Below are 22,821 nucleotides of genomic sequence, written 5' to 3'. Positions count from 1 at the left end.
TCTTGGAGTCACGCGCCGACGGGTGGTTCCGGCGGTTGTTCGGGGATCGGCAAGGGCGGCAGGCGTGTCAGGCCGATTGCTATGGCCAAGGCGACGAGAATGGCTCCGCCGCTGACGAGCAGCACGCCTGGCCAGTCCCAGGCGGACCATGCGTAGCCGCCGAGCGTGCCGAGCACGGACGCCCCCAGATAATAGGCGAACATGTAGAGCGCGGAGGCTTGCGCCCTGCCCTGCTGGGCGCGTCGTGTGACCCAGGCGCTGGCGATGCCATGAGCGGCGAAATAGCCGATGGTGGCGATCGCCAGACCGGCGATGACGCCGATCGTAGACGGCAGGGCCGTCAAGCCAATGCCGATTGCCAGCACCAGAACCAGAACCCAATACACGCGCCGGCGGCCGAGGCGCTGCGACAGGCCGCCGGCCCAGGCGGAGCTGACGCTACCGAGCAGATAGACGATGAAGATCGACGAGATGGCGGCGTGGCTGAGTTCAAAGGGCGGCAGCGCCAGGCGGAAACCGGCATAGTTGTAAAGGGTGACGAAACTGCCCATCAGCAGAAAGGCGGAGGCAAACAGCCAGGGCAGACCGCGATCGGTGAACTGGACGGCAATGAGCCGGCCCAGCTGCGTCAAGGCTAGGCGCTGGCGGCTGGAGTTATGGGCCTGCGGCAGCAGCAGTACCACCGCGAGTGCAGCCAGGGCGACGGCGATGCCGAGGACCAGCAGCGCCGGGCGCCAGCCGATCCAGTCCGCCATGACGCCGGAGAGCAACCGGCCGGCCATGCCGCCGATGGCAGTACCGCCGATGTAGAGCCCCATGGAGAAGCCGAGGGCGTCCGGCTCCATCTCCTCGGCCAGATAGACCATCGCCACCGCGGGCAATCCGGAGAGCGTCAGCCCCATCGCCGCGCGGTTGGCGACCAGGCTCACCCAGTTGGGAGAGAACGGCAGGGCGAGGCCAAGCGCTGCCGTCGAGACGATGGACCAAACCATGAGACGGCGGCGGCCGACGCGGTCCGACACCCAGCTGGCGAGGATCAGAGCCGCAGCAAGAACGGCAGTGGTGGCGGACAGGGAAAGCGAACTCTCACCAGCACCAAGGCGAAACTCCGCCGCGAAGATCGGCAGCAGCGGCTGCACCGAATAAAGCGAAGCGAAGGTGACGAAGGCAGAGAGGAAGAAGGCGAGATTGGCTCGTCGATAGGCCGGTGTGCCGCGGCGGATACCGATGCGAGGAGACGGCTCTGCCATGACCAGTCACCTCACACCGCGATTCAGGTCGTTCTCAAAGAGAGTCGATCTGGTTCTGCAAGTCCTTGACGAAATTATCCAATTGCCCGAGGCGCTGCCGGGCAAGCCGGGCGGCGGCGAGGATGGAGCGCACCTTCTGCGTCGATGCCTCCAGATCGTCATTGATGATGATGTAGTCGTACTCGGAATAGTGCGCCATTTCGATCTTGGCGTTGCGCAGCCGCTTTTCGATGGTGCCGACACTGTCCTGCGCACGCCGCTCGAGACGGGCGCGGAGTTCCTTGATTGTCGGCGGCAGGATGAACACCGTGACCATGTCGGAGCGGCTCTTCTCGTAGAGCTGCAGTGTTCCTTGATAGTCGACGTCGAAAAGGATGTCGTGGCCGGCGGCGAGTTGCTCTTCGACCCGGGCGCGGGGCGTGCCGTAGAAATTGTCGTGGACCTGGGCCCACTCCAGCAGTTCGCCGTCGGCGCGCATGCGGTTGAAAGTGGGCACATCGACGAAATAGTAGTGCGTGCCTTCCACTTCATCGGTGCGCCGGGCGCGGGTGGTCACCGAAACCGACAGCCGAATATTGGGATCCTGCGCGAACAGTGCACGGGAGATGGAGGATTTACCGGCGCCCGAGGGTGAAGCGATCACCAACATGACGCCGCGGCGTTGAAACTCCATCTGTCCAGCCTGTTCGATCTGCGGAATGCGGGTAGTTGAGCCAACGCAACCGATCGGTCAAGCGGGGCCACAATCAGTTCCCGCCGGTATCCCCTGCTTCCGACGCTTCGGCTTCCTCGAGGGCCCGGCGTGCCGCCTCGGCTTCGGCCTCAGCCTGGGCAGCGGCTTCCGCTTCGATCTCGCGGTAACGCGCGACGTTCTGCTGGTGCTCGCGATAGGTCTCGGCGAAGACGTGGCCCTCGCTCGGCGTGGCGCCCTTGGCAACGAAGTAGAGATAGTCGTGGCTGTCGGGATTGGCGACCGCCTGCAGCGCCTCGATACCCGGATTGGCAATGGGCGTCGGGGGCAGTCCGTCGATCTGGTAGGTGTTGTACTCGGTCCGCTCCTCGATCTCCGAACGGCGGAGGCCACGATCCAGCGTCTGCTGGCCGCGGGTGATGCCATAGATGATCGTCGGATCGGACTGCAGGCGCATGCCCTCGCGCAGGCGATTGACGAAGACAGCGGCAACCTGCGGACGCTCGCTGGCCACGCCGGTCTCGCGCTCCACGATGGAGGCAAGCACCAGAAGTTCCTCGGGGGACTCGAGCGGCAGGTCGGGCTGGCGGCTCTCCCAGACTTCGGCCAGCGCCTCGGTCATGGCGGTCTGCATCTTGTCGAGCACCGACTGACGGGTATCGCCGGGGACATAGTCGTAGCTGCCGGGAAGGATGGAACCCTCGGCAGGCAGATTGGGGACCTCGCCAGTGAGATCGCCGACGTCGCTCAGCCGCTGGACGACCTGCCAGGAGGTCCAACCCTCCGGCACCACCACGGCATAGCGGACCGGATTGCCGGTGGTGAGTTCGGTCAGGATCTCGGACATGCTGGCGCCAGCAGGTATGCGGAAATCGCCGGCCTTGATGGCGGTGTTGTTCTCCACGCGACGAGCCACCTGCGTGAAGATGAAGGCGTTGGTGATCAGGCCCTGTTCTTCCAGCCGCTGGGCAGCGGTGGTGAGGGAGTTACCGGACTCGACACGGAACACGGTTTCTTCCCGAAGCGGACCATCGCCGTAGAATTGCGCCGCGCCATAGACCAGCACGCCGCCGACGGCGATGAGGCCAATGACAAAGAGGGTGAGAATGCCGTTGAGCACGTCGATAAAGCCGCCGGAGCGGCGCCGCCGCCTGACCTTCCGATCACCCATGTGTGCCTGACCCTCGTCTGCCCGTTTGCACCGTTGTGCCCGGGCCATTGTCACCGATTTGCGTCAGCCTCGTGGCCGCGGCGCATTGTTGGCAACGGCTTAGCGCAAAAACAAGGGGCACACCGTGCCGACGCGCGGTGTGCCCCTTGATTGATCGTGGAAAAGTCAGGCGACGCGGCGCATGACCAGGCTGGCGTTGGTGCCGCCGAAGCCGAAGCTGTTGGACAGTGCCACGTTGATCTCTTTCTTCAGCGGCTGCTTGGGAACGAGATTGATCGGCGTCTCGACGGAAGGATTGTCGAGGTTGATCGTGGGTGGCGCGATGTTGTCGCGGATGGCGAGGAGCGAGAAGATCGCCTCGACCGCGCCGGCTGCACCCAAGAGGTGGCCGATGGCCGACTTGGTGGAGCTCATTGCCGCGCGCGGAGCAGCGTCGCCCAGCATGCGGGTGACGGCGCCGAGTTCGATTTCGTCACCGAGCGGCGTGGAGGTGCCGTGGGCGTTGATGTAGTCGATCTCCGACGGCGAGATGCCGGCCCGCTTGATGGCGGCGTTCATGCAGCGGAAGCCGCCATCGCCATCCTCCGCCGGAGCGGTGATGTGGTACGCGTCGCCAGACAGGCCGTAGCCGATGATTTCGCCATAGATCTTGGCGCCACGAGCCTTGGCCCGCTCGTAGTCCTCGAGCACGACCACGCCGGCCCCTTCACCCATGACGAAGCCATCACGATCCTTGTCATAGGGACGCGAGGCAGCGGTGGGGTTGTCGTTGAAGTTGGTCGACAGGGCCCGGCAGGCGGCGAAGCCTGCCAACGAGAGGCGGTTGACACAGCTCTCGGTGCCGCCGGCCACCATCACATCGGCATCGCCGAGGGCGATCAGACGCGCAGCGTCGCCAATGGCATGGGCACCGGTGGAGCAGGCAGTAACCACGGAGTGGTTCGGGCCCTTGAGACCGAAGCGGATAGACACGTGCCCGCCCGCCAGGTTGATCAGCCGGCCCGGAATGAAGAACGGGCTGATGCGGCGCGGACCCTTTTCGTGCAGGGTGATGGAGGCATCATAGATGCCGCCAATGCCGCCAATGCCGGAGCCGATCAGGACGCCGGAGCGCTCCTGTTCTTCCTGCGTCTTGGGCTCGACCCCTGCGTCTTCGATGGCCTGCGTTGCCGCGGCCATGGCGTAGACGATGAAGGGATCGACCTTGCGCTGCTCCTTCGGCTCCATCCATTCGTCGGGGTTGTACATGCCATCGGCATAATCCCCGAGCGGGATGCGCTGAGCGATCTGGCAGGCGATGTCGTCGACCTGGAAATCGTCGATGCGTTTCGCGCCGCTCTTGCCGGCCAGGATATTGGCCCAGGTGGTTTCAACCCCGCAACCGAGGGGCGTGACGAGGCCCATCCCGGTGACGACGACGCGACGCAGTTCCATGGTCGACTGCCTCGGCCGGCCTTAGCCGACAGCCTTGGTGAGGAAGTTCACGGCGTCGCCGAAGGTCTGGATCGACTCGGCAGCGTCGTCCGGAATCTCGACCGAAAATTCTTCTTCGAACGCCATGACGAGTTCCACCTGATCCAGGGAGTCAGCGCCCAGATCGTCGATGAAGCTGGCCTTCTCGGTGACCTTCTCCGCATCGACATTGAGGTGTTCCACAACGATCTTGCGGACCCGATCAGCGATATCGCTCATAGTTGACTTCCCTTTTCCGAAAGCAGGTTTCGTTCGCTTCTATTGGCGCGATGCCAAATCTTCAAGCTTGGTGTTGGGCCCGCCGTAGCGGGCATGTAGGTGACGGCCTCGCCTGCGGCAAGACTTCCGACGGGCGGACCTAGCACGAGGAAAACTCCCGCGCCAACGGCTGGTTGCCCTTTTCCCAGCCTAGATCATGGCCATCCCGCCGTTGATGTTGAGGGTGTGGCCCGTGATGTAGCCCGCCGCGTCGCTGGCCAGGAATACCGCAGCGGCGGCGATCTCGGTAGCGGTGCCGAGGCGGCCGGCGGGAATGGTGGACAGGATCGAGTCGCGCTGCTTGTCGTTCAACTCGTCGGTCATGGCCGAGGCGATGAAGCCGGGTGCGATGGAATTGACGGTGATGTTGCGGCTCGCGACCTCGTGCGCCAGGGCCTTGTTCATGCCGATGAGGCCGGCCTTGGAGGCGGCGTAGTTCCCCTGCCCCGGATTGCCCATGACGCCGACGACCGAAGAGATGCCGATGATGCGGCCCCAGCGCTGCTTCATCATTCCGCGCAGCACGGCGCGGTTGAGGTGGAAGGCGGCGGTCAGGTTGACGGCGATGACCTCGTCCCACTCCTCGTCCTTCATGCGCATGAAGAGGTTGTCGCGGGTCATACCGGCATTGTTGACGAGAATGTCGAGCCCGCCCATCGCCTGTTCGGCGGCAGGGACGAGCTTGTCGACCTCACCGAGCTTCGAGAGGTTGGCGGGCAGGATCGGGCAGTCCTTACCGATTTCCTTGGCCGTGTCCTCGAGGGCGCCGACGCGGGTGCCCGACAGGGCGACGGTGGCACCGGCAGCAGCAAGCGCCTTGGCAATCTCGCGGCCGATGCCGCCGCTGGCGCCGGTGACCAGTGCGCGTTTGCCAGTCAGATCAAACATTTGGCTTCTCCGGTTGCGGTCGCGGCCGAGGGAATTGAGATTTCGATTCAGGCGCCGACGAAGGCGTCGATGTCGGCAGGCGTGCCGACTGCCGTCGCAGTGACGTCGCCGTTGATGCGTTTTGCGAGTCCAGTCAGGACCTTGCCCGAGCCCAGTTCAACCAGATTGGTGACGCCGCCTTCGCCAGTGAGCCAGGTGATGCTCTCGGTCCAGCGGACGACGCCCGTCACCTGTTCCACGAGGCGCCGGCGAATCTCTTCGGGATCGCTGATCGGTGCAGCGAGTACATTGCTGACCAACGGCACGACCGGAGCCTGCATGGCGACTTCGGACAATGCCGCCTGCATGGCCTCGGCGGCCGGCTGCATCAGGGAGCAGTGGAACGGGGCGCTGACGGGCAGCAGCAAAGCGCGCTTGGCGCCCTTGCCCTTGGCGATGTCGACGGCGCGCTCGACGGCGGCGGTGGTGCCGGAGACGACGACCTGGCCCGGGGCGTTGTCGTTGGCGACTTCGCAGACATCGGAGCCGGCCGCTTCGCTGGCGACGGCGCGGGCCGTGTCGAGATCGAGGCCCAGGAGTGCTGCCATGGCACCATGGCCCACCGGGACTGCCTTCTGCATGGCCTGGCCGCGGGTGCGAAGCAGGCGGGCGGTGTCGGCGAGGGTAAAGGTACCGGCGGCGCAAAGGGCGGAGTATTCGCCGAGCGAGTGGCCGGCCACGTAGGCAGCGCGCGCAGCGAGGTTGATGCCACGGCTGGCGAGGACGCGAACCACGGCGACACTGACAGCCATCAAGGCCGGCTGAGCGTTCTCGGTGAGACGAAGAACGTCCTCCGGCCCCTCGAACATGACGGTGGAGAGCTTCTGGCCGAGAGCCTCGTCTACCTCATCGAAGACGGCGCGAGCCTCGGGAAAGGCCTCGGCAAGATCCTTGCCCATGCCGACGGCCTGGCTGCCCTGGCCGGGAAAGGTGAACGCTGTCTTGGTCATGGACGCCCCTCTGCGTGGGTTTGGGTCTACAATCCGGTAAACGGCGGTGCAGTTGCCGGGCTTTGGATGGAAGCTGTGGCGGAGTCAAGGCGCCGCGCCGGTTTCGTCCAGTTTTGCCTTGTCAGAAGGGGCGGTTTCCCCTATAGCCGCCGCAGCAATTCGTTTGGCCGGGGGCTGAACGGAGGGTTCGGTGTTTTCACCGAACAGGGCCGTGAGTGGTCCGGCCTCCCGTGTTCCCGCTCTTTGCAAGACTGCTTTTGACGCCTTCCCGGCTTCAAAGGGGCTCCGCGCCAGCGATTGCGTAGTGAAACCAAGGAAGGCGCATCAATGGCCCTTTACGAACACATCTTCCTGGCGCGCCAGGACGTGTCCCAGCAGCAGGTCGAAGACCTGACTGCACAGCTGACCGAAATCCTCGCCCAGGGCGGCGGCAAGGTCACCAAGACCGAATACTGGGGGCTCAAGAGCCTCTCTTACCGCATCCGCAAGAACCGCAAGGCGCACTATTCGCTGCTCAACCTCGACGCCCCTGCCCCGGCCGTGGCCGAGATGGAGCGCCAGATGCGCATCAATGAAGACATCCTGCGCTTCATGACCGTGCGCGTGGACGAGCTGGAAGAAGGTCCGTCGGCGATGATGCAGAAGCGCGATCGCGACGACCGCGATGGCCGCTCGGATCGTGGTGGCTTCGGCGACCGTCGTCCGCCCCGTCGCGCCTAACACAAGGATTTTGAACCATGGCCATTCGTGACCTGACCACCTCGCAGGCGCGCCGCCCGTTCCAGCGCCGCCGCAAGACCTGCCCGTTCTCCGGCGAGAACGCGCCGAAGATCGACTACAAGGACGTGCGCCTGCTGTCGCGCTACGTGTCCGAGCGCGGCAAGATCGTGCCGAGCCGCATCACCGCCGTGTCGGCCAAGAAGCAGCGCGAACTCGCCCAGGCGATCAAGCGTGCCCGTTTCATCGGCCTGATGCCGTTCGCCGTTCAGTAAGCTGAACGAAGCTGAACAGCTTTTGAACGTTGGGGTCGCGGAATGGTCCGCGGCTCCTAACCGTCCGAACAGGGCGGGACAGCCACAAGGAACATCTCCATGAAAGTCATTCTGCTCGAGCGCGTCGGCCGCACCGGCTCGATCGGCGACGAAGTCACCGTCAAGGACGGCTTCGCCCGCAACTACCTGCTGCCGCAGGGCAAGGCGCTGCGCGCCAACGAGGCCAACCGCGCCAAGTTCGCCGCCGAGCGCGCCAACATCGAAAAGCGCAACGAAGAGCGCCGCAAGTCGGCTGCCGGTATCGCCGAGGGCCTCGATGGCCGCGCGGTGATCATCATCCGCCAGGCCGGCGAAACCGGCCAGCTCTACGGTTCGGTTGCCGCCCGTGACATCGTCGAGGCCCTGGCCGTCGACGGCTTCACCATCCAGCGCAATCAGGTCGAACTGGCCGAGCCGATCAAGTCGGTGGGCGTGCACACCGTGTCGCTCGCCCTGCACCCGGAAGTGGCCGTGTCGATCACCGTCAACGTCGCCCGCTCGGAAGACGAGGCCCAGCGCCAGGCTGCCGGTGAGGACGTGACCGTCACCCAGTACGACATCGATGAAGACGGCGACTTCGCTGCCGGTCAGGCCGATGCCGCTGCCGAGGACCGTTTCGAGGAGTAGTCCTCGAAGCGTCAGATACGAACATGAAGGCCGGGCTCTGCCCGGCCTTATACATATCGAGGCCGGAACGTCGTTATGATGTTCCGGCCTCAGTTCATTGTGGTGGTTGCAACACCACGATGATGCACGCAGAGCGGTTGGGCATCCGGCCCTGAACGTTACGTTCGTAAAAAAGCATCACCCTCTGCGTGCCTTGAGGCTTCGTCGCACCGTTGAGAGAGCCTTGCGCTCGCGTATAAGGGAGACCAAGCCTATGCCTTATGCTACCCGTTTTGTGGGCATCGACATATCAAAATCCTTCCTGGATGTCTGCCTGCTGCCCGATCAGGAGAAGGCTCGCTTTGCCAATACGGCTGAAGGCGTGGCTGCCCTCATCGCCTTTCTGGCGCCCCTGAAGGGGATCGCGCGGCTGATTTTGGAGCCGACCGGCGGTTACGAGCGCCTGACCGTGGCGGCCCTTCAAGCGGCCCAGTTGCCGGTTGCCAAGGTCAATGCCGGCCAGGTCAGGCAGTTCGCCAGAGCCTGCGGGCAGCTCTCCAAGACCGATACGATCGACGCCTTCGTCCTCGCTGACTGTGGCCGGCGCATGCAGACGCGCATCCTGCCGCAGCGCTCCAGCCGGCAGGCTGCGCTGGAGGAGCTTGTCCTGCGCTACAGGCAGTTGTCTCACATGATCGTGCAAGAAAAGAACCGGCGCGAGAAGCTGAACCACGGGACCCAAGGCAGGACGAAGGAGTGGATCGAACAGACCCTGGGCTTTCTGGTCAAGCAGCGTCAGGCTGTTGTTGACGACATGGCAGAGTGCCTCAGAGCGGACCCCGAACTCGGCAGGAAGGCCGAGGTGCTCATGTCCCTCAAAGGGATCGGCCTACGCACGGCATGCTTCCTGCTGGCAGGCCAGCCCGAACTGGGTCTGCTCAACAAAGCTCAGATCGCCAAGCTGGTCGGGGTTGCCCCCCTCAACCGCGACAGCGGCGCAATGCGCGGAAAGCGCATGATCGCGGGCGGCAGAAGGCCAGTGCGCGACGCACTCTATCTCGCCGCGCTGCCGGCAATCCGCTTCGATCCAGCAATCAAAGCCTTCTACACAAGCCTGCGGGGCAGAGGAAAACCCGGAAAGGTCGCTCTCGTCGCCGTCATCCGAAAAATGCTCATCATCCTCAACGCCAGACTCCGAGACAACAACCCAGCTGTCCTTGACCGCTAACACCGTTGCTTTTTTGTGGCCGGCAGCGGGTGCCTCGGTGGAGAATCGGCGCCGTTCTGGTCTTGTTCTCGTGCAAGGACCGGGATAGACAATCCCCGTTGTGCACGGAATTCACAGGGCGGGTCAGCACAGCATTAACCCTTGGCCACGTAGGCCAAGACTCACGCCAGAGTGGCGTGGTTAAGGAAGGTTAACGTTGTTCCCCCGAGGCACCGATGGCTGAGATTGCGCGGCTCCACCCGGCTGAAGAGAAGTCGTTCCGCATCGCACCCCACAATGTGGAAGCCGAGCAGGCCCTGCTGGGCGCCGTCCTGATCAACAACGAGGCTTTTTACCGGGTCTCCGACTTCCTGATGCCCGAGCACTTCTATGAGCCGGTGCACCGGGAAATCTACGAGGTGATCAGCAAGATCATCCGGGCCGGCAAGTCTGCCGATCCAACCACGATCAAGACCCACCTGCCCGAGCAGTTGCTGCCGGACGTGACCATGGCGCAGTACTTGGCGCGCCTCGCGGCCGAAGCGACCACGGTGCTGAATGCTGCCGACTACGGGCAGATGATCTACGACCTGGCGATCCGGCGGAACCTGATCCTCGTAGGCGAGGAGATGGTCTCGACCGCCTATGACGCCGATGTCGAGATGACGCCGGAACGGCAGATCGAGAAGGTGGAAGGCGAGCTGTTCTCGCTGGCCGAGAAGGGCCGCTATGACGGTGGCTTCCAGGCCTTCGGGAACGCGCTCTCCGCCTCGATCCAGATGGCGGGCGAAGCCTATCAGCGCGACGGCGGGCTCTCCGGCGTCGCCACCGGACTAGACGACCTCGACCGCCAGATGGGCGGGCTGCAGAAGAGTGACTTGATCATCCTTGCGGGGCGTCCCGCCATGGGCAAGACCTCGCTTGCCACCAACATCGCCTTCAACGTCGCCAAAGCCTGGCGCGGCGAGGTGACGCCAGACGGGCACAACAAGACGGTGAACGGCGGTGTGGTCGGCTTCTTCAGCCTGGAAATGAGCTCCGAGCAGCTGGCAACGCGTATCCTGGCGGAGCAGGCGGAGATCTCGTCGTCCGACATCCGCCGTGGCCGCATCCACGATTCGCAGTTTTCCAAGCTCGTCGACGTGTCCAACATGATGAGCAAGCTGCCGCTCTATATCGATGATACGGGCGGTATCTCGGTGGCGCAGCTTGCCGCTCGTGCGCGCCGGCTGAAGCGGCAGAAGGGTCTCGACTTTCTGGTCATCGACTACCTGCAACTGCTGTCGGGCTCGAGCAAGGCTTCGAGCCAGAACCGCGTGCAGGAGCTGACCGAAATCACCACCACGCTCAAGGCCTTGGCCAAGGAACTGGAAGTGCCGATCATTGCGCTATCCCAGCTTTCGCGTCAGGTGGAAGCGCGCGACGACAAGCACCCGCAACTGGCGGACCTGCGCGAATCGGGTTCTATCGAGCAGGACGCCGACGTGGTGCTGTTCGTGTATCGCGAAGAGTACTATCTCAAGAACAAGGAGCCCAAAGAGGGCACGCCGGAACACCTGAGCTGGCAAGGGGAGATGGAAAAGGTGCACGGCAAGGCCGAAGTGATCATCGCCAAGCAGCGTCACGGCCCCACGGGCACCGTGCAGCTCAGCTTCGAGGCGCAGTTCACCCGCTTCGGCAATCTCGCCCGTGCCGATTATCTCCCCGAGCGCATGGAATGACATGGCGCTGACTTCCGGGCTGGGCGGCCAGCTAAGCATCGATCTGGGGGCACTGGCCCGCAACTGGCGCGCACTCGACAAGGTGAGCGCGGGAGCGCTGACGGGCGCCGTGGTGAAGGCGGACGCCTATGGCGTGGGCATCACCATGGCCGCCAAGGCGCTGCATGCAGCGGGCGCCCGCTTCTTTTTCGTGGCGACGCCCGACGAGGGGCTGGCGGTGCGCGCCGCCTTGTCCGATGTCCACATCTTCGTGCTGGACGGGCTCTACCCGGGGGCGGCCAATCTCTACATCCGGCAGAACCTGATGCCGGCGATCTCCTCGATGGCGATGCTGGAGGAGTGGCTGGCCAAGTGCATCGAGCGCAACGAGGCCTATCCCAGCGCCTTCCATTTCGACACCGGCATGAACCGGCTCGGCTTCCGCCTGGGCGAGGTGAACGCCGTACGGGAACGGATCGAGGGACTGGGTTACGCGCCGCAGATGGTGATGAGTCATCTCGCCTGCGCCGACCAGCCCAACCACGAGAAGAACCGGACGCAATTGGCCTTGTTCGGCTCAGTGCTCGCCAAGTTTCCCGGCATTCCCGCTTCGCTGGCCAACTCGGCAGGGCTGATGACCGGGCGGGACTACCACTTCCAAATGGTGCGGCCGGGTATCGCGCTCTATGGCGGGCGGGCCGTCAACGGCCGAAAAAACCCCATGGCGCCGGTAGTCACGTTGCACGTGCCGATCCTGCAGGTGGTGGAGGCGCGCACAGGCGAGTCGGTTGGCTATGGCGCGGCGTACTCGCTATCGCGGAACAGCCGGCTCGCGATCATCGGCCACGGCTACGCCGATGGCTTCATGCGGTCGCTGTCCTCGACCAATATGCGCCCGGGCGGCAAGGTTGCCATCCGCGGCAAGGTCTGCCCGGTGATCGGCCGCATTTCGATGGACCTGTCGATCGTCGATATCACCGAGCTTGGAGCGGATATCCCCAACCCCGGCGAGGGTGCAGAGGTGCTGGGAGCGACCATCGGCGTCGATGACCAGGCGGATGCTGCCGGCACGATTGGCTACGAGATCCTGACGAGCCTGCGGCTGGCGCGGGTGAACCGCAACTATGTCGGCGACGGCAACCTCCCGCCGGAGTGAGTTCCTGTTTTGTTCTTGTCACGGTCGCTGATCTGATCTACTGCTCGTAATCAGGAGTGATCATGGCTGTCTTCGTGGTGCTGCTCAGGGCGATCGGCCCGATGACACACAGGGTGATGTCCATGGCGCAGTGGCGCGAGGGCGTCGCCGCGGCCGGGTTCACGCGGCCGGAGACCTATATCGCCACCGGCAACATGATCGTCGAGGGCGCGGGTACGGCGGCCGAGGTAACGAGACGGATGAACGAGGTGGTGCTGTCCCTGGGGCTGACGATGGCGAATGTTGCCGTGGTGCGAACACCACGGCAGTTGCGGGCACTGGTGAGGGCCAATCCCCTGCCCGAGGCGGCGGCAGAGCGGGCCTCACAGATGGGGGTCTATTTCTTCGTCAAGCCGCGGCCGGATTTCGGCTGGATCGGCGACTATGAGGGACCGGAAGAGATCCGCGTCGAGGGCAACCACCTGATCGTCGACTATCCCGGCGCCACGGCCCAGGGCTCGAGATTGCCGGGGCTCATCGAGAAGCGTTCGGGCACTGCTACCGCCCGCAACTGGAACACACTGACGGCGCTCGCCAACAAGGCGACGGCCCGCGAACGAGAGGCCACCGCATGAGCAAGGTCCGCACCAGCTATGTCTGCCAAGCCTGCGGGGCGGTGTCGTCGCGCTGGCAGGGACGGTGCGATTCCTGCGGGGAATGGAACAGCATCGTCGAGGAGATCGTCGATTCCGGCGTTGGTGCGGGACCCAAGGCGGCGAAAGCCAATGGCCGTCCCACCACGCTGGTGCCGCTCGCCGGGGAGACCGAGAGTGCGGCGCGGGTGGTGACGGGCATCGGCGAACTCGACCGGGTGACCGGCGGCGGGTTCGTGCGCGGCTCGGCGCTGCTGGTTGGTGGCGATCCCGGCATCGGCAAGTCGACACTGTTGCTGCAGTCGGCGGCGGCTCTCGCCGGCAGGGGCAAGCGCGTCGTTTACGTATCGGGCGAAGAGGCCGTGGCCCAGGTGCGGCTCCGGGCACAGCGGCTGGGGCTCGGCGGCGCCGAAGTGCTGCTGGCGGCCGAGACCAATGTCGAGATCATTCTCGCAACGCTCGAGGCGGGTCCGGCGCCGGACCTCGTCATCATCGATTCGATCCAGACGCTTTGGACGGACCGCGTCGACTCCGCGCCGGGGACGGTGACGCAGGTGCGCACCTCGGCGCAGGCGCTGACGCGTTTCGCCAAGAAGAGCGGCGCGGCAGTGGTGCTGGTGGGCCATGTGACCAAGGACGGGCAGATCGCGGGGCCGCGGGTGGTCGAGCACATGGTGGACGCGGTGCTCTACTTCGAGGGTGATTCGAGCCACACCTTCCGCATTCTCCGCGGCGTGAAGAACCGCTATGGCGCAACCGACGAAATCGGCGTGTTCGCCATGACCGAGCGCGGGCTCGAGCAGGTGGCGAACCCCTCGGCGCTGTTCCTCGACCAGCGCGACGAAGGAGCAGCAGGGTCGGCGGTGTTCGCTGGCATGGAGGGCACGCGTCCGCTGCTGATCGAAATCCAGGCGCTGGTGGCCCCCTCCCCGCTCGGCACGCCGCGGCGGGCGGTGGTGGGTTGGGATTCGTCGCGCCTGTCGATGGTGCTGGCGGTGCTGGAAACGCGCTGCGGGGTGCGGATTGGCGCCAACGACATCTATCTCAATGTCGCGGGCGGGCTGAAGATCAACGAGCCGGCGGCGGACCTGGCAGTGGCGGCGGCGCTGATCAGTTCGCTGACCAACTCGCCGCTGCCCTCCGATTCGGTCTATTTCGGCGAAATTTCGCTGGCGGGCGGGGTGCGGCCGGTGGTGCACAGTTCGCTGCGGTTGCGCGAGGCGCAGAAGCTCGGCTTCGGCGCCGTGGCGACGGGGCGAGTCGGAGCTGCAGACCGGACCGAGGGGCTGGCCATCAGCGAATACGCGACGCTGGCGGAACTGGTGGGACGGATCGCCGCCAACGGCACCGCGCGGCAGCCGGAACGGGACGAATGGTGATACGGGCCGTGACAGGTTAACGCTTTTGGGGTCAAAGGTGCGGCGGCGCTTGGCTTGGCGGGGCAAAGTGGTTAAACGAAACCACCTAAGCGGCAGCGGAGCAGACGGAACAATATGCTGACAGCGTTCGACGTTGGGGTTGGGGTGCTGGTGCTGATTTCGGCGATCCTCGCCACAGCGCGGGGCCTGACCCGGGAAGTGCTGTCGCTGGCCACCTGGGCCGGCTCGGCCGCCATCGCCATCTATATGTGGCAGTACCACCCCGAAATTGCCCGCGGCTATATCGCCGAGGAACTGGTCGCCGACATCGCCACGGTGGTGGTGACCTTCATCGTGTCCCTGATCATCCTCCATCTGCTGACCATGCGTATCGCCGACTTCGTGGTCGACAGCCGTATCGGGCCGATCGACCGCACCCTCGGCTTCGTGTTCGGCGTGCTCCGCGGCATCCTGATCGCCATCGTGGTGACGATTTTCGGCGTGTGGCTGCTTGGAAACAACCTTCCGGATTGGGCGGCGCGGTCGCAGTCGCTGCCGCACTTGCAGAACATGGGCAACACGCTGATCTCGATGCTTCCGGAAGGCCTCGAAGAACAGGTGACCGACATCCTGCGCGGTGGCACGGGGCTGACCGAAGACGCCGGTGACGCCAACCCGCTCGAGGGCACCGACGGCACCGAGGACGGCACGGTCGATCCGACCGATCCGGCGCCGGTGACCACCGCTCCAGCGGCTCCCGCGGCACCGCAGGCCTGATCACCCGATGGTGAAGCCCGGCCGCCACAAAGCTGGCGCGCCGAGACGGCATTGGTGCTCCGCCGCGATCTGCGCTATTGCGGCGGCACACAGATTTTCGCTTCGTGCTGACGGAGCGCGCCGCCCGAGCGGCATGGCATGGAGAGCCCGGTGAGCGTTTCCACCAACGATCCCTTCGATCTCGACGGTGACACCCTGCATGAAGAGTGCGGGGTGTTCGGCATTCTGGGGCACCCGGATGCGGCAGCGCTTACGGCCCTGGGCCTGCACGCGCTACAGCATCGGGGCCAGGAGGCAGCCGGCATCGTCAGCTTCGATGGGCGGCAGTTCCATTCCGAGCGGCAGTTGGGCCTGGTGGGCGACCACTTCACCGACCCGGCGACGCTGAAGCGCCTGCCCGGCGAGATGGCCATGGGCCATGTGCGCTACTCCACCACCGGCGAAACGATCCTGCGCAACGTGCAGCCGCTCTTCGCCGAACTGGAAGTGGGCGGCATTGCGATCGCCCATAACGGCAACCTCACCAACGGACTGACGCTGCGGCGGCGGCTGATCGCGCAGGGCGCGATCTGCCAGTCGACCTCGGACACCGAGGTGATCCTCCACCTGATCGCGCGGTCGCAGCGGGCCAGTTCCTCGGACCGGTTCGTGGATGCGATCGGGGCCGTTGAAGGCGCCTACGCCATGGTGGCGATGACACGCACCAAGCTGATCGGCGCCCGCGATCCCAACGGCATCCGGCCGCTGGTGCTGGGTGATCTGGACGGCAAGCCGATCTTTGCTTCGGAGACCTGTGCCCTCGACATCATCGGCGCCAAGTTCGTGCGCGACGTCGAGAACGGCGAGGTGATCGTCTGCGAGATCCAGCCGGACGGCGAGATCACCATCGAATCGCTGAAGCCGTTCCCGGCGCGGCGGGAGCGGGTGTGCCTGTTCGAGTATGTGTATTTCGCCCGCCCCGATTCGGTGGTGGCCGGCCGCAGCGTCTATGCCGCACGCAAGCGCATGGGCATGAACCTCGCCAAGGAAGCGCCGGTGGAAGCCGACGTGGTGGTGCCGGTGCCCGATGGCGGCACGCCGGCGGCGATCGGCTATGCGCAGCAGAGCGGCATTCCATTCGAGCTCGGCATCATCCGCAACCACTATGTGGGCCGCACCTTCATCGAGCCCACGCAGTCGATCCGCGCCTTCGGGGTGAAGCTGAAACACTCCGCCAACCGGGCCGAGATCGCGGGCAAGCGGGTGGTGCTGATCGACGATTCGATCGTGCGCGGCACGACCTCGGTGAAGATCGTGCAGATGATGCGCGACGCGGGGGCGACGGAGGTGCATATTCGCGTCGCGAGCCCGATGATCTTCCACTCGGACTACTATGGCATCGACACGCCTGATCCGGAGAAACTGCTGGCCAACCAGCACCCGGACCTCGCCTCGATGTGCCGGTATATCGGCGCGGACTCGCTGGCCTTCCTGTCGATCGACGGGCTCTATACGGCCGTTGGCGGGGAGAAGCGGGATCCGGCGGCGCCGCAGTTTACCGACCATTATTTCACCGGCGACTATCCGACGCAGCTGACAGACCTCAAGGGCCGCGCCAAGAACGAGCCCAAACAAATCTCGCTGCTGAAGGAAGCCGGCTAATGGAAGAACTCGACGGCAAGGTGGTGCTGGTGACCGGCGCCTCGCGGGGCATCGGCTACGCGGCCAGCATCGAAGCGGCCAAGCGCGGAGCGCATGTGATCGCCGTGGCGCGGACCACCAGCGGGCTGGAAGAGCTCGACGATGCCATCCAGGATTTGGGTGGCTCGTCGACGTTGGTGCCGCTGGACCTGCGGGATGGCGATGCCATCGACCGGTTGGGCGCGGCGATCTTCGAGCGCTGGGGCCACCTCGACGGGCTGATCGGCAATGCCGGGCAACTCGGGGTGCTGAGCCCCCTGCCCCATGTGAAGCCGGACGATTTCGACAAGGTGTTCGCGGTGAACGTCACCGCAAACTACCGGCTGCTGCGGTCGCTGGACGTGCTGCTGCGGCAGGCGGATGCGGGACGGGCGGTGTTCGTGACCTCCGGCGCCTCACGGTCGGCGAAGCCGTTCTGGGGCCTCTACGCGGCCAGCAAGGCAGCGCTGGACGCGATGGTGAAGTCCTATGCCGGCGAGGTTGGGCACTCGCCGCTGAAGGTCAACGTGTTCAACCCGGGGCCGGTGCGCACCGCGATGCGGGCGAAGGCGATGCCGGGGGAAGACCCCAACACGCTGCTGACCCCGGAGGACATTGCGCCGAAACTGGTAGATCTGCTCAGCCCCGCAGTGACGCAGACGGGTTGGCTGTTCGACGCCAACGGTTCCTCGGAAGAGATCTAGTCTCCGGGTCATGTGTCCGCGACCTCGTCCTTCGACAGGCTCAGGATGAGGTCTACGAGGCGTCAAGCGCGCTACTGAAGAGTGGATCCCCGCCCGCGCGGGGATGACGTGCTGGATAGCGCCTGGCTCTAGGCCAGGCGGCTCATGAGCAGCTTGTCAATGCGGCGGCCGTCGAGGTCGACGACTTCGATCTTCCAGCCGTTGTGTTCCACCGTCTCGCCGACGGCAGGCAGGTGGTTGAGGATCGACAGGACGTAGCCGGCAACGGTCTCGTATTTGGCATCGCGCGGAATGGCGATGTTGAGCTTGTCGCTGAATTCGTCCACCGGCATCCAGCCGGCGACGAGCCAGGAGCCATCCTCGCGCTCCACCAGGGCGGGATCGTCGCCTGTCTCTTCCTGGAAGACGCCGGTGATGACCTCGAGGATGTCGCCCGAAGTAACGATCCCTTCGAAATGGCCGTATTCGTCGACCACCAATGCCATGTGGACGGTGGAATTGCGGATGGCCCGGACGACGTCGAGCGCTTCGGCGTGATCCATCACCACCGGCACGGGCTGGACGAACTTACGCAGGTCGAGCGGCTGGTTGCCGGCGAAGACGCCAATGATGTCCTTGATGGCGACCACACCGATGATGGAGTCGGAATCGCCGTCCTGCACCAAGAGGCGCGAGCGATGGCTGCCGAGGATGGTCTCGCGGATTTCCTCGACATCGTCGCTGAGGTCGATGACCTCCACTTCAAGTCGGGGTGTCATCAGGCCGCGGGCGGAGCGGTCCGCAAGGCGCATGACGCCAGCGATCATCGAGTGTTCTTCGGTCTCGATCACGCCGGCGGTAGTCGCCTCGGCGATGATGGTCTTGACCTCCTCCTCGGTCACCTTCTCCTCGGCCTCCCCGCCCTGCCCCAACAGGCGCAGAACCAGCTTGCCGGACACATCAAGGACCCACACGATCGGGGAGCCGACGGTGGCCAGGATCTTCATCGGAATAGCGACACGGATGGCGACGCCCTCGGCATCGCGCAGGGCGATCTGCTTGGGCACAAGTTCGCCAACGATCAGCGACAGATAGGTGATGAGCACCACCACGCCGCCGACACCGACGAAGTTGGCGACCGCGTCGCTGGCACCAATGCTCTGCAGCCAGGATGCCAGGCGTCCACCCAGGGTGGCACCGGAGAAGGCGCCGGAAAGGATGCCGACCAGGGTGATGCCGATCTGGACGGAGGAGAGGAACTTGCCCGGATCCTCGGCGAGTTCGATGGCGGTGGCGGCGCCACGGTTGCCCTGCTCCGCCAAGGGACGAAGGCGGGCGGGGCGGGCGGAAACAACGGCCAGTTCGGACATGGCCAGGGCGCCGTTGATAACGGTCAGAACGACGACGATCAGGATTTCAGCGAACAATGGAGTGTCATGTCTTGCGGCCCCGCAATCAGCATCGGGTCGCTTATGGCGCGATCAATATAGGGGCAAGCCGGTGGGTTGCACCATGGGTGTGGATAATATGCCGCGCGTAGCTACTTGCGGTCCGGATCGTAGGGGTTCTCGGAATTGCCCCGCACCCAGAGGCGGATCGGCGTGCCCTTGATGTCGAAGGCTTCGCGGATGCCGTTGATCAGGTAGCGCTGATAGGCCATGGGCAGCGCCTCGGGACGGGAGGCGAAGACAATGAAGCTCGGCGGCCGGGTCTTGGCCTGGGTCATGTAGCGCAGCTTGAGGCGGCGGCCCGAGACGGCAGGGGGCGGATGGCTCTGCACCATGCCGGCAAGCCAGCGGTTGAGGCGGGCCGTGGAGACATGGGAATTCCACGACCGCTCGATATCGAAGATGGCCTCCATCAACCGGTCGATATTGCGGCCGGTAAGGCCGGAGATCGGCACCAACGGAATGCCCCGAAGCTGCGGCAGCAGGCGCTCGCACGCCTCGCGCAGTTCGCTCAGCGCCTTGTTCTTGTCCTCGATCAGATCCCACTTGTTGAGGGCGATGACCATGGCGCGCCCTTCGCGCTCGACGAGGTCAGCCAGGGCGAGATCCTGCTTCTCGAACGGGATGGTGGCGTCGAGCATGAGCACCACGATCTCGGCGTACTGGATGGACCGCAGGGAATCGCCGACGGCGAGCTTCTCGAGCTTGCCGGTGACGCGCGAGCGGCGGCGGATGCCGGCGGTATCGACCAGATTGATGGTGCGGCCTTCCCACTCCCACGGAACGAGGATGGAATCGCGGGTGATGCCCGCCTCGGGGCCGACGAGGACCCGGTCTTCTCCGACCATGCGGTTGATCAGCGTCGACTTGCCTGCATTGGGACGGCCAACGATGGCGATGTTGAGATAGCGGCGCGGGTTCCAGCGAAGGGTGGCTTCTTCACCCTCGCCTTCGAGCATGTCGCCGGTGATGGTCACATCGACTTCCGGCAGTTGCTCGTCTTCGCTGCCTTCGCCCTCACCGGCTTTTTCGGCCGCTTCGTCGATGGCGGCGGAGACGATGGAGTAGAGCTCGGACAGGCCGAGGCCGTGTTCGGCGGAGAGCGGAATGGCCTCACCGAAACCGAGCTTGAAGGCTTCTACCAATCCTGCCTCAGCGGAGCCGCTCTCGGCCTTGTTGCCGACGAGGTGGACCTGCTTGCCGGCTTTGCGCAGGACGCGCGCGAAGCGCTCGTCGAGTGGGGTCACGCCGGCACGGGCGTCGATCATGAACAGGATGACGTCGGCATCGCGGATAGCGATCTCGGTCTGCTGGCGCATGCGCGACTCGAGGCTGTCACCGGTGACGTCCTCGTAACCGGCGGTATCGAGCACCTTGAAGGTGAGGTCGGCAATGCGACCCTCGGCCTCGCGGCGATCGCGGGTGACGCCCGGCGTGTCATCGACCAGAGCGATCTTGCGCCCGACAAGGCGGTTGAACAGCGTCGACTTGCCGACATTTGGGCGACCGACAATGGCAACGGTGACGGTCATGGCAGCAAATCCGTTCTGCGCCGTAGCGGCTAGTTGGCCGCAGGTTCGGCGGGTGTGACTTCAGCGCCAGTGAGGGCTTCGTCTATGGCTTCAGCAGCGGCTTCGGCCTCAGGAGATTCCGTGATCACACCGGCGGCCAGCATCTGGGCCAGGTAGTAGCCCATGCGGTTGCGCACGGTGGACTGCGCCAGCGGATCATTGAGGACTGCCTCGAAGCTTGCCTGGGCCGCAGCATAGTTGGCGGCCTTGTACTGGGCGAGGCCGAGGGTTTCGCGGGCGGCATTGCGCAGCGGGTTGCCCTCGACGGCAATGGTGCCGACACGGGCCTCAACATCGGCCAGGGTGCCGGTATCCACCAGCAGACTGCCCGCCAGAACCAGTGCCAGTTCGCGCAGGCGAACGTCGGACTGGGTGTTGGCGAGGGAATCGTAGAGGGCGACCGCCTCGGCGGCGTTGCCCTCGCTGGCGAGGAGGCCTGCCTTGGCGAACTGGGCCAACACCGGGTAGCTGCCGGAGCCGTCAGCGGCGAGTTGATCGAGCTGCGCCTGAGCGGCAGCAACATCGCCGCCATCAGCGAGATCAAGGGCGGTGTAGAATTCGTCGGAGGATTGGGCGGCGTTGTTGGCGTGATACCACTGCCAGCCTTCGTTGATGGCGACGATGGCCACCACGCCCACCGCAGCACCGATCACATAGGGCATGACGCGGCGCCACAGCGCCCGCATGCGGTCGCTGCGCAGTTCCTCGTCGACTTCGTGAAAGATGTTGTCCTGCGACATGACCGTCCGGCGCTCGATTGCTGAAGTTGCCGGCACGTCTAGCATGGTGGCAACCAGATGCAAACGCGCGGTTCGCCCCACGATGGGTCAAGCGTCCGGGAGGCGGGACGCGTCAAGATAGGCGAGGCACATCCGCGTCAGTTCGCTGCGGATCTCCAACTGCCGTTCGGGCGGCAGGTTGCGCTCGAACACATTGCGGACGGTGCCGAAGACCACCGAGAGGATCGTGAGGTTCACCAGCGGAAGGTCGGCGTAGCGTCGATCGGGAGCCGAAGTGAACATGGCCAGGGTCGCTGCATCGGTCCGGCGGGCAAAGGCAGTGACCAGCGCCTCGTTGTCGAGTTCGGCAACGGAGCGGTAAAGCGCGCGGGTGACGTCGCTGCGCTCGGTCTTGGCATCCCAATAGGCATCGACCAACGCTCTGACCATCTGAGCGGTCGGAGCGCCGTGGTTGCCGCGGCACGCCTGTTCGACCTGCTCAGCCACCCTCTCCAGGTAGTACTCGTTGAGGGCATAGATCAGCGCCAGCTTGTTGGGGAAGTACTGATACATGGTGCCGACGGACACGCCTGCCCGTTCGGCGACGCGGGTGGTGGTCAGCCGGTGCAATCCCTCGGCCAGCAAAACCTGAATGGTGGCTTCGAAAATCACCTCCAGCGTCACCGCAGCGCGCGCCTGACGCGGGCGTTTCCGGGGACTTAGGTGCGGCGGAGAGGCGCCATCCATATGCGAATCCTCAATGCGAAGGATCCTTCATATAATGGCGGAGGATGAAAAACGAAGACTGAAGGAGAGCCAGAATGGCTCACACCAATCGCATCGCCCTCGTGACCGGCGCCAACAAGGGCATCGGTTTCGAGATCGCCCGGCAACTGGCGGAAGCGGGCGCGACCGTGTTGCTCGGCGCACGTGACGCGGATCGCGGCCGACAGGCAGCGGAAGACCTGACTGCAGAAGGGCTATCGGTCAGCAGCGTCGCTATCGACCTCAATGATGAGGCGAGCATAGCCGCCGCAGCGAAACACATCGAGGCCGAGCACGGGCGGCTGGACATCCTCGTGAACAATGCCGGCATCGTCGACGCCGAAGACGGACCACCGAGCGGCGCGTCCACGGCGGCGGTGCGGCGGCTGATGGAGACCAACTTTATCGGCACGCTGGCGGTGACGCAGAGCATGCTGCCGCTGCTGCGGCGATCGGAGGCCGGGCGGATCGTCAACCTGGCGACGACTCTGGGGTCGCTGGCGATCAATGGCGATCCGTCGTCGCCCTACTACTCGGCACGGCTGATTGGCTACAATGCCTCGAAGGCGGCGCTAAACATGCTGACGGTGCAGCTTGCAGCGGAACTGAAGGACACTCGGATCGCCGTGAACTCGGTCTGCCCCGGTTATGTGAAGACGGACCTGACCGGGAACAACGGCTTCATGACGCCGGCAGAGGGCGCGCGGCTGCCGGTACAGTATGCGCTGATGGAGGACAGCACCGTTACCGGCAGGTTCGTGGAGCCGGATGGCGTCACCCCCTGGTGAC

23 protein-coding genes are annotated in these 22,821 nt (G+C 64.9%); 12 read left to right on the top strand and 11 right to left on the bottom strand.

The window, feature by feature from the left end; translation table 11 throughout:
• Nucleotides 1–8: 8 nt before the first annotated feature.
• From ACFSX5_RS15685 to fabD, 7 genes are all read right to left on the bottom strand, one after another.
• On the bottom strand, nucleotides 9–1,250 hold the full coding sequence (locus ACFSX5_RS15685) for an MFS transporter (RefSeq protein WP_386834689.1): 1,242 nt from the start codon (nucleotides 1,248–1,250) through the stop codon (nucleotides 9–11).
• Between the two features lie 34 nt (nucleotides 1,251–1,284).
• Entirely contained in the window at nucleotides 1,285–1,923 is a 639-nt protein-coding gene (gene gmk / locus ACFSX5_RS15680; protein WP_386834687.1) for a guanylate kinase, read from the bottom strand.
• Between the two features lie 73 nt (nucleotides 1,924–1,996).
• Nucleotides 1,997–3,112: an endolytic transglycosylase MltG gene (gene mltG / locus ACFSX5_RS15675; protein WP_386834685.1), complete on the bottom strand. Its 1,116-nt coding sequence runs from the start codon at nucleotides 3,110–3,112 to the stop codon at nucleotides 1,997–1,999.
• Between the two features lie 165 nt (nucleotides 3,113–3,277).
• On the bottom strand, nucleotides 3,278–4,540 hold the full coding sequence (gene fabF / locus ACFSX5_RS15670) for a beta-ketoacyl-ACP synthase II (RefSeq protein WP_386835664.1): 1,263 nt from the start codon (nucleotides 4,538–4,540) through the stop codon (nucleotides 3,278–3,280).
• Between the two features lie 27 nt (nucleotides 4,541–4,567).
• Nucleotides 4,568–4,804, bottom strand: a complete 237-nt coding sequence (locus ACFSX5_RS15665) for an acyl carrier protein (RefSeq protein ID WP_386834683.1) — start codon at nucleotides 4,802–4,804, stop codon at nucleotides 4,568–4,570.
• A 189-nt stretch (nucleotides 4,805–4,993) separates the two neighbouring features.
• Entirely contained in the window at nucleotides 4,994–5,731 is a 738-nt protein-coding gene (fabG, locus tag ACFSX5_RS15660) for a 3-oxoacyl-[acyl-carrier-protein] reductase (RefSeq protein ID WP_386834681.1), read from the bottom strand.
• A gap of 47 nt (nucleotides 5,732–5,778) precedes the next feature.
• The gene (gene fabD, locus ACFSX5_RS15655; RefSeq protein ID WP_386834679.1) at nucleotides 5,779–6,720 is read right to left on the bottom strand and encodes an ACP S-malonyltransferase; all 942 of its coding nucleotides are present in this window, start codon (nucleotides 6,718–6,720) and stop codon (nucleotides 5,779–5,781) included.
• A gap of 327 nt (nucleotides 6,721–7,047) precedes the next feature.
• On the opposite strand from fabD, the gene rpsF reads away from it, so the two are divergent.
• The 11 genes from rpsF to ACFSX5_RS15600 all read left to right on the top strand — a co-directional run bounded on the left by rpsF (nucleotide 7,048) and on the right by ACFSX5_RS15600 (nucleotide 17,550).
• Nucleotides 7,048–7,440 carry a 30S ribosomal protein S6 gene (rpsF, locus tag ACFSX5_RS15650; protein WP_386834677.1) on the top strand — a complete coding sequence of 131 codons (393 nt, stop codon included), beginning with the start codon at nucleotides 7,048–7,050 and terminating at the stop codon, nucleotides 7,438–7,440.
• 17 nt (nucleotides 7,441–7,457) lie between these two features.
• Nucleotides 7,458–7,712 carry a 30S ribosomal protein S18 gene (rpsR, locus tag ACFSX5_RS15645; RefSeq protein ID WP_386834675.1) on the top strand — a complete coding sequence of 85 codons (255 nt, stop codon included), beginning with the start codon at nucleotides 7,458–7,460 and terminating at the stop codon, nucleotides 7,710–7,712.
• Between the two features lie 99 nt (nucleotides 7,713–7,811).
• Nucleotides 7,812–8,378 (top strand): 50S ribosomal protein L9, encoded by a 567-nt coding sequence (gene rplI, locus ACFSX5_RS15640; RefSeq protein WP_386834673.1) that lies wholly within the window; start codon nucleotides 7,812–7,814, stop codon nucleotides 8,376–8,378.
• A 253-nt stretch (nucleotides 8,379–8,631) separates the two neighbouring features.
• Nucleotides 8,632–9,585, top strand: a complete 954-nt coding sequence (locus ACFSX5_RS15635; protein ID WP_386834672.1) for an IS110 family transposase — start codon at nucleotides 8,632–8,634, stop codon at nucleotides 9,583–9,585.
• A 215-nt stretch (nucleotides 9,586–9,800) separates the two neighbouring features.
• The gene (locus tag ACFSX5_RS15630) at nucleotides 9,801–11,285 is read left to right on the top strand and encodes a replicative DNA helicase (RefSeq protein WP_386834670.1); all 1,485 of its coding nucleotides are present in this window, start codon (nucleotides 9,801–9,803) and stop codon (nucleotides 11,283–11,285) included.
• A 1-nt stretch (nucleotide 11,286) separates the two neighbouring features.
• Entirely contained in the window at nucleotides 11,287–12,420 is a 1,134-nt protein-coding gene (gene alr / locus ACFSX5_RS15625; RefSeq protein WP_386834668.1) for an alanine racemase, read from the top strand.
• A gap of 62 nt (nucleotides 12,421–12,482) precedes the next feature.
• Nucleotides 12,483–13,034 (top strand): DUF1697 domain-containing protein, encoded by a 552-nt coding sequence (locus ACFSX5_RS15620; protein WP_386834667.1) that lies wholly within the window; start codon nucleotides 12,483–12,485, stop codon nucleotides 13,032–13,034.
• Nucleotides 13,031–14,431 (top strand): DNA repair protein RadA, encoded by a 1,401-nt coding sequence (gene radA, locus ACFSX5_RS15615; protein WP_386834666.1) that lies wholly within the window; start codon nucleotides 13,031–13,033, stop codon nucleotides 14,429–14,431. Before ACFSX5_RS15620 ends, radA begins: the two co-directional genes overlap by 4 nt.
• Before the next feature lie 114 nt (nucleotides 14,432–14,545).
• Nucleotides 14,546–15,187: a CvpA family protein gene (locus ACFSX5_RS15610; protein WP_386834665.1), complete on the top strand. Its 642-nt coding sequence runs from the start codon at nucleotides 14,546–14,548 to the stop codon at nucleotides 15,185–15,187.
• Between the two features lie 138 nt (nucleotides 15,188–15,325).
• The gene (gene purF / locus ACFSX5_RS15605) at nucleotides 15,326–16,828 is read left to right on the top strand and encodes an amidophosphoribosyltransferase (protein WP_386834664.1); all 1,503 of its coding nucleotides are present in this window, start codon (nucleotides 15,326–15,328) and stop codon (nucleotides 16,826–16,828) included.
• The gene (locus ACFSX5_RS15600; protein ID WP_386834663.1) at nucleotides 16,828–17,550 is read left to right on the top strand and encodes an SDR family NAD(P)-dependent oxidoreductase; all 723 of its coding nucleotides are present in this window, start codon (nucleotides 16,828–16,830) and stop codon (nucleotides 17,548–17,550) included. The genes purF and ACFSX5_RS15600 overlap by 1 nt, the downstream gene beginning before the upstream one ends.
• 128 nt (nucleotides 17,551–17,678) lie before the next feature.
• Here the strand turns inward: ACFSX5_RS15600 and ACFSX5_RS15595 are convergent, their stop codons facing one another.
• The 4 genes from ACFSX5_RS15595 to ACFSX5_RS15580 form a co-directional block, all read right to left on the bottom strand.
• Nucleotides 17,679–18,941 carry a hemolysin family protein gene (locus tag ACFSX5_RS15595; protein WP_386835663.1) on the bottom strand — a complete coding sequence of 421 codons (1,263 nt, stop codon included), beginning with the start codon at nucleotides 18,939–18,941 and terminating at the stop codon, nucleotides 17,679–17,681.
• Nucleotides 18,942–19,069: 128 nt separating this feature from the next.
• Nucleotides 19,070–20,509, bottom strand: coding sequence for a ribosome biogenesis GTPase Der (gene der / locus ACFSX5_RS15590; RefSeq protein ID WP_386834662.1), 1,440 nt, complete (start codon nucleotides 20,507–20,509; stop codon nucleotides 19,070–19,072).
• A gap of 29 nt (nucleotides 20,510–20,538) precedes the next feature.
• Nucleotides 20,539–21,288: a tetratricopeptide repeat protein gene (locus ACFSX5_RS15585; protein ID WP_386834661.1), complete on the bottom strand. Its 750-nt coding sequence runs from the start codon at nucleotides 21,286–21,288 to the stop codon at nucleotides 20,539–20,541.
• An 87-nt stretch (nucleotides 21,289–21,375) separates the two neighbouring features.
• Nucleotides 21,376–22,014 (bottom strand): TetR/AcrR family transcriptional regulator, encoded by a 639-nt coding sequence (locus tag ACFSX5_RS15580; RefSeq protein WP_386834659.1) that lies wholly within the window; start codon nucleotides 22,012–22,014, stop codon nucleotides 21,376–21,378.
• Between the two features lie 74 nt (nucleotides 22,015–22,088).
• On the opposite strand from ACFSX5_RS15580, the gene ACFSX5_RS15575 reads away from it, so the two are divergent.
• Nucleotides 22,089–22,820, top strand: coding sequence for an SDR family oxidoreductase (locus ACFSX5_RS15575; protein ID WP_386834657.1), 732 nt, complete (start codon nucleotides 22,089–22,091; stop codon nucleotides 22,818–22,820).
• Nucleotide 22,821: the final 1 nt, after the last annotated feature.

It is taken from the genome of Devosia albogilva (genome assembly GCF_042685625.1).
Classification (GTDB): Bacteria; Pseudomonadota; Alphaproteobacteria; order Rhizobiales; family Devosiaceae; genus Devosia; species Devosia albogilva.
This window is presented reverse-complemented; position numbering and strand designations above follow the sequence as displayed.